Annotated in this window: 5 protein-coding genes and 1 pseudogene; 5 read left to right on the forward strand and 1 reads right to left on the reverse strand. The window is 66.9% G+C overall.

Going from position 1 to position 6,005, the window contains the following annotated elements:
• The first annotated feature begins 793 nt into the window (after positions 1 to 793).
• The 5 genes and pseudogenes from ltrA to B0I32_RS55975 all read left to right on the forward strand — a co-directional run bounded on the left by ltrA (position 794) and on the right by B0I32_RS55975 (position 5,770).
• Positions 794 to 1,945 carry a group II intron reverse transcriptase/maturase gene (gene ltrA / locus B0I32_RS59500; RefSeq protein WP_219912574.1) on the forward strand — a complete coding sequence of 384 codons (1,152 nt, stop codon included), beginning with the start codon at positions 794 to 796 and terminating at the stop codon, positions 1,943 to 1,945.
• Positions 1,946 to 1,957: 12 nt separating this feature from the next.
• Positions 1,958 to 2,563 (forward strand): annotated as a pseudogene (locus B0I32_RS59505) (group II intron maturase-specific domain-containing protein); the annotation flags it as partial.
• Between the two features lie 164 nt (positions 2,564 to 2,727).
• Positions 2,728 to 3,249, forward strand: coding sequence for a hypothetical protein (locus B0I32_RS55965; RefSeq protein WP_146178773.1), 522 nt, complete (start codon positions 2,728 to 2,730; stop codon positions 3,247 to 3,249).
• A gap of 111 nt (positions 3,250 to 3,360) precedes the next feature.
• A complete protein-coding gene (locus tag B0I32_RS55970; RefSeq protein ID WP_106253643.1) occupies positions 3,361 to 4,854 on the forward strand; it encodes an ISKra4 family transposase in 1,494 nt (497 codons plus the stop codon).
• An 88-nt stretch (positions 4,855 to 4,942) separates the two neighbouring features.
• Positions 4,943 to 5,770, forward strand: coding sequence for a hypothetical protein (locus B0I32_RS55975; protein WP_146178774.1), 828 nt, complete (start codon positions 4,943 to 4,945; stop codon positions 5,768 to 5,770).
• A gap of 40 nt (positions 5,771 to 5,810) precedes the next feature.
• Here B0I32_RS55975 and B0I32_RS59510 read toward each other — a convergent pair.
• Positions 5,811 to 6,005: hypothetical protein (locus B0I32_RS59510; protein WP_342751864.1), on the reverse strand; the 195-nt coding region annotated here is incomplete at its 5' end.

Raw genomic sequence — 6,005 nt, forward strand, 5'->3', positions numbered from 1 at the left:
ACCCATTCGTAGGCGCCCGGCTTGCGGGTGAGGTGGTGAATCTCGGCGATGGCATCCTGAGCCCGTCGTCCAGGCCGATACCCATAGGAGAAGGGTGTAGCTCGAACTCGGTGGTGCGACACGAAGTCGCGCATATCGAGTGAACTCGCAGATTGGAGGCCGGTTATGCCGGGTGCGTAGTTCCTGATCAGTGTTCGAGATCGGTCCCCGCCCCGACGTGCGTCCACGGGTCCTGCTCGCTGGGGGTGCGAAGCTCGGGGAAGACGCCCAAGGGCCCCGTTCCGTCTGGGGGAGCAACCGGGCGAGGGGAAGACCGGACGGGTGAACGCGAGTGAACCCTTCGATGAGGCCTCGTCAGAGAGAGCCCTGGGCGACGGGATGAGGACCGGGGTGGCAGGGCCTGGCCGCTGGAAGAGGCGGCAAGCGGCGTCCAGTACCACTGAGCTGGGCGTGGGAACACCGCTGGCCTCGGGGTTTAGAAGGGCGCCCTCCCCGGTCGTATCTCGTGTGCGCGGAACGTGGAAACCCCGTCGAGGTCCAGGCCGTCTGTGGTGGTCTGGTAGGCCGATCGTAAAGAGGGGCGGAACTCCTCGGCGGGACTGGATGCCCAAGAAGCGATGCCGGTGGCCGAAAGGCGACGGGACCTGCGACGGTATGGCTGCTCCTTCAGGCGGCCGGTTGCGGGGAACCGGCCGGATGCCGGACACATTACGTCCGGGCCCGAAAGGGCGCTGACGTGGGCTGGTGAGCCTTTGAACGCCGAGGCCGAGAGCCTTTCGAACCGAGGGGCAAGTTGGACACCATCACGGTGAACGGACCCGAGGGCATTCTCGACTGGGACGCCATCGACTGGCGGACCCATGAGCAGAACGTAGTAAGGCTGCGGCGCAGGATCTTCAAGGCGACGCGGGAGCAGGACTGGGCCACGGTTCGGTCCTTACAGAAGATGATGCTGAGGTCCTGGTCGAACACGCTGGTTAGCGTCCGCCAGGTCACCCAGCGCAATACCGGGCGCCGGACGGCCGGGATCGACGGTGAGGTCGCTCTGACCTCGCAGGCCAGGGCGGAGGCGGCGGTGCACGTGCACCGAACCCGAGCATCCTGGGATCCGCTGCCGGTCCGGCGCGTGCACATTCCCAAGGCCAATGGAAAGCTCCGCCCGCTCGGCATTCCAGTGATCATGGACAGGTGTCACCAGGCACGAGTCCGTCAGGCATTGGAGCCGGAATGGGAAGCCCGGTTCGAGCCCAGATCGTATGGGTTCAGGCCGGGCCGGAGCTGCGCTGATGCGATCGAAACCTTGTTCGCCACCCTTCGCGGCCCTCGGGCCAACCGGGTGTGGATCTTAGATGCCGATCTGTCGGCCGCGTTCGACAACATCGACCACGAACGGCTCCTCGACGCGCTCGGCGGGTTCCCAGCCAGGGACCTCATCGCGCGCTGGCTGAAGGCCGGGGTGGTCGAGGGCGAGATGTTCACGCCCACCGACGAGGGCTCGCCCCAAGGCGGTGTGATCAGTCCGTTATTGATGAACGTCGCACTCCATGGGCTGGAGGAGGCCGCAGGGGTCCGTTACCGCATGACCGGTGTGACGGCCGGTCGGGCGCGGGAGGGGACTCCGGTTCTGGTGAGGTATGCCGATGACCTGGTGGTCTGCTGTTACTCCGAGCAGGAAGCCTACCGGGTCAAGCAGCGGCTGGCCGAGTGGCTGGAGCCGCGAGGGCTGGTCTTCAACGAGGACAAGACGAAGGTCGTCCACGCCGGCGAAGGCTTTGACTTTCTGGGTTTCAGCGTTCGCCGCTACTCCAACGGCAAGCTGCTGATCAAACCAAGCCGGGACGCGGTCAAGCGTATTCGCAAGAGGCTCACCGACGAGACGCGCAGGATGCGGGGCTCCTCGGTGAGGGAGCTGACCTCCAGGCTCAACCCCATCATCCGGGGCTGAGCCGCCTACTACCGGGGTGTGGTGGCCGCTCAGATCTTCAACGAGCTGGACCACCACGTGTGGTGGCTCACCTGGCGGTGGGCCGTCCGCCAACATCCCAGCAAGTCGAAGAAGTGGATCAAACGCCGCTACTTCGGCAAGCACAACCGGTTCCGGGACGACCACTGGGTGTTCGGCGAACGGGTCGACGATCACGCCCGTTACCTGGTCAAGTTCTCCTGGACACCGATCGTCCGGCACCAGCTCGTCCGGCCCGGAGCGTCCCCCGACGACTCGGACCTGATCGAGTATTGGGCCAAGCGGCGCAGGAAGGTCACGCCCCCGCTGGACGGCTACAACCTCGCCCTGCTGACCAAGCAGGACGGGTGTTGTCCGCTCTGCGGGGAGCATCTTCTGACCGCTGACCAGCCGCCACAGTCCCCGAATCAGTGGGAACGCTGGTGGCTGGGTGTTGCTCGGCGGGCGATTGCCGCCGACTATCTCACCCATGAGCGGCACGGCACGCCGGACGGCAAGCGAACACGCATGGTGCACACCTCCTGCTACCGCAGCCTCCGGGCACGCAACCGCAGGAGACTGGCCACATTCTCACCCGCCGAGCCCTCGGGGCTTGCTTGAGCCGTGGTGCGGGGAAAGCTCGCTCGCCCGGTTCTGAGGGGGCGGCGGCACGGCAACGTGCCGCCGCTACCCGACACTGGTTGAGCTGGGGTTTGACCGTCTGGGCTGTTTGATCGTGATATCGGCTTCTACCGTGGGTGCAGACGTGCGAGGCGGTGGTGGCGATGGGGTCGTTGCTGGAGGAACTGGCGCGGCGGCAGGCCGAGTCCCGGCACCGGATCGAGGAACTTCGTGAGCGGCTGGCCGAGGTGCGGGCGCGGCTGGAGGCCGAGGAAGACCGGTTGTCCCGGTTGCTAATCACCCAGGAGATGGTGGAGGAGATCCTGGGTGATGCGGCCCGGTTTGTCGAGGAGCCTGCGGGCGAGGGCGGCGAGGGTGAGGTGGCCGATGTCTCGGAGGCCGAGGTGGTGCGGCGGGGAGTGGTGACGGTGCCGCCGTGGCAGCCTGAACTGGGGGTGTCGGTGTTGCCGCGGACATACCGCGATGTGCTGGAGATCCTGGCCGATGCCGCAGGTGCGATGCGGGCGGTGAAGATTTCAGCGGCGTTGGGGCAGGGCGAGTCGGCCGCCAAGGTTGAGAGCTTGCGCAGCAAGCTCAAGCGGCTGGTGGAGCGGGGGTGGCTGGCCGAAGGCGATCCGGGCATGTTCACCTTGACCGAGCAGGTCCGCCGGCAGATGGCCGGGTAGAGGCGCGGGCGGCGGCATCGGCATCTGTCGGCGACGGGGGTAGGCGGCGGCTCGTCCTTGGTGGAGGTTCGAAGGTGCCACCCATCGATCCGACCACCAAGGACGAGCCTCATGGAACCGTACGATGCCGCCGTCAGGGCTGACGAGTTTGCAACCTCCAGGAATTTATTCGATCTTCTGATCGCCGAGCTGGCTGCTCCGGCGGCGGATGAGCTGACCCACGCTGGGCTGGAAGAGCTGTGCGAGCGGCGCGGGCGAGCGGTGCTGCGGCAACTGCTGCAAGATCACCTGGACCTGCGGGCGCTGCGCGAGGAGGCCCGGCTGAGTGCCGACCACCCGGCCGGACGGCTGGAGAGGGGCCATCATCGGCTGCTGGCCACCGTGGTGGGCACGGTGACCGTGCGCCGGTGCGCCATCCGCACCCCGGGAGCGCGCAACCGGTACCTGGCCGATGAGCAACTCGCGTTGCCGGCCGGGCGGCACAGCCACGGGCTGGCGAAACTGGCGGTGGTCGAGGCGGTGCGCGGGTCCTTCGACGCCGCGCATGCCGCGATCACTGATCGCTGCGGACCCGTGATCGGCAAGCGGCAGATCGCCGACCTGGTGGTGACCGCCGCGGCCGATGTCGAGGCCTTCTACGCCGCGCGCACGCCGACCCCGCGCACCGCCGAGGAGCTGCTGGTGCTCGGCTTGGACGGCAAGGGCGTGGTGATGCGGCCCGAAGGGTTGCGTCCGGCGAGCCGTAAGGCCGCCGCGGCTCACCGGCGCCGGTTCCGCACCCGCCTGGCCAGCGGGGAAAAGCCTCACCGCAAGCGCATGGCCACGCTGGCGGCGGTGCATGACGCCGTCCCCGCGCCGCGCCGCCCGCACGATGTGATCAGCCTGACCGGACGCAGCGGGGAGCGGCCGGTGCGGAAGGGGCCGACCGCGAGCGGCAAATGGGTCTACGGATCGGTGATCGAGCCCGCCTGCACGGTGATCGCCCGCGCGTTCGATCAGGCTCAGGCCCGCGACCCCGTGCACACCCGTCCCTGGGTGGTCTTGGTCGACGGTGACCTACATCAAATCGCTCTGGTACGTGAGCAGGCCGCCCGCCGCGGCGTGGCGGTCCATATCGTCTGTGATCTGATTCACGTGATCGAGTACTGCTGGCGTGGGGCACGCTGCCTGCACACCGCCGACGATCCGGCGGCCGAACAACGGGTCGCCGCCTGGGCGCTAGGCTTGCTGGCCGGCAACACCGGCCAGGTCATCGACGACATGAAGACCCAGGCCGCCACGCTACCGGCCGATCGGCGCGACGGACTGACCGCGGCCATCCGCTACCTGAGTGGCCACCGCGAGTTCCTGTGCTACGACCACGCCCTGGAGCAGGGCTGGCCGATCGCCACCGGAGTCATTGAAGGCACAGCCCGTCATCTCGTCGGTGACCGCCTGGAAATTACCGGCGCCCGGTGGGGGCTGGCCGGAGCCGACGCGGTCCTCAAGCTGCGCGCCATCATCAGCAACGGCGACCTGGACGCCTACTTCGCTTATCACCTCGACCGTGAGCAGTATCGCCTCCGACAAGCCCGCCACCAGGACCGATACGCACTTACAACTTGATCACCAGTCTGCAGGCGAGCCACACCCTTGGTGATGACCAACCACCGCCAAGCAGGTGGCAGTCCGCAGCCACCGCCATAATGTCGGCGTGATTATTGATGATCCGAGCGGTTTGTCCCCTCGAGCGCAGCGGTTTCTCCGGCAGCACTGCACGGTGAGCGCCTCGCCGATGTCTATCGAGTTTCTCCAGGAGCACTGCGCCGAGGCGCCGGACTCCCTCATCGAACGCATGATCACGTTCATCGCCCGATGGGACGGACTTGACCTTCCGCCGCTGCCTGGCGACTTCTACGAGGGCGGCGTACTCGGGTTCTCCATGGACGCCCGTGTAGAGCATCGCGACGGTGTCGGCTGGCTGTTCGATCCCTGTCCGGGCCGGACGTCGGTTCCCTACTGGTACGGCGTCGACGAACAAGATCGATTCGGGCTGGTGTGTGAGGACTGGGTCCCCACCCATCCCACAGTCGAGGCCTGGTTTGAGTCCTACGCCCTGATCCACGCGACAGGCCAGATGCGGCGAGTGACCGCCTTCCACGGGCAACGCGTTCAGGAGGCCGTGGACGCGACAGCCGCAGTGGTCCCTGACCTTGCCCCCATTCCCGAAGCCTGCGGGATCACCGACGCCTGGTGGCAGGGGGGAGATGGCGTCCTGCTGGGAATCTTCCGGGGCGAGGCGGAGCTCTTTCGGCGCGAGACGCTAATCGCCGAGCAACGCCAGAGGGCAACGGCCAAGCTCCGCAATGGGACCAAGGCAGACCGGCGCGCAGCGAGAAAGGCCGTGCGGCATGGTAAAGCAAAGACCGATCAGCCTGCGGACCAGCCCAACAAGGACGATGATCTCGGGTTCGCGGTCGTCTATGTCCCACAGGGTTCTCCTTCTCCATGGGCTGCGGCACATCCGCGGAGAAAAGAGTGACAGCCTGATGGGCCGACCACGGCTCTATGGGTCTGCTCTCTCACCCGCGAACACCAACGCCAAGCCCACGACCAGTGCCGATAACTGCCTCGTGCTCGATCGAGTCCGTCCCCGAGGGCGAGCTACACCCATAGGAGAATGGGTAGAAGTCGACCTCGAAGATCGGTTCCAGGATCAGCTTGAGCGCCATCTGCGCCACCCGATCGCGCAGCGTCGGAATGCCCAAGTACCGGAC

Source organism: Nonomuraea fuscirosea (assembly GCF_003001935.1).
GTDB lineage: Bacteria > Actinomycetota > Actinomycetes > Streptosporangiales > Streptosporangiaceae > Nonomuraea > Nonomuraea fuscirosea.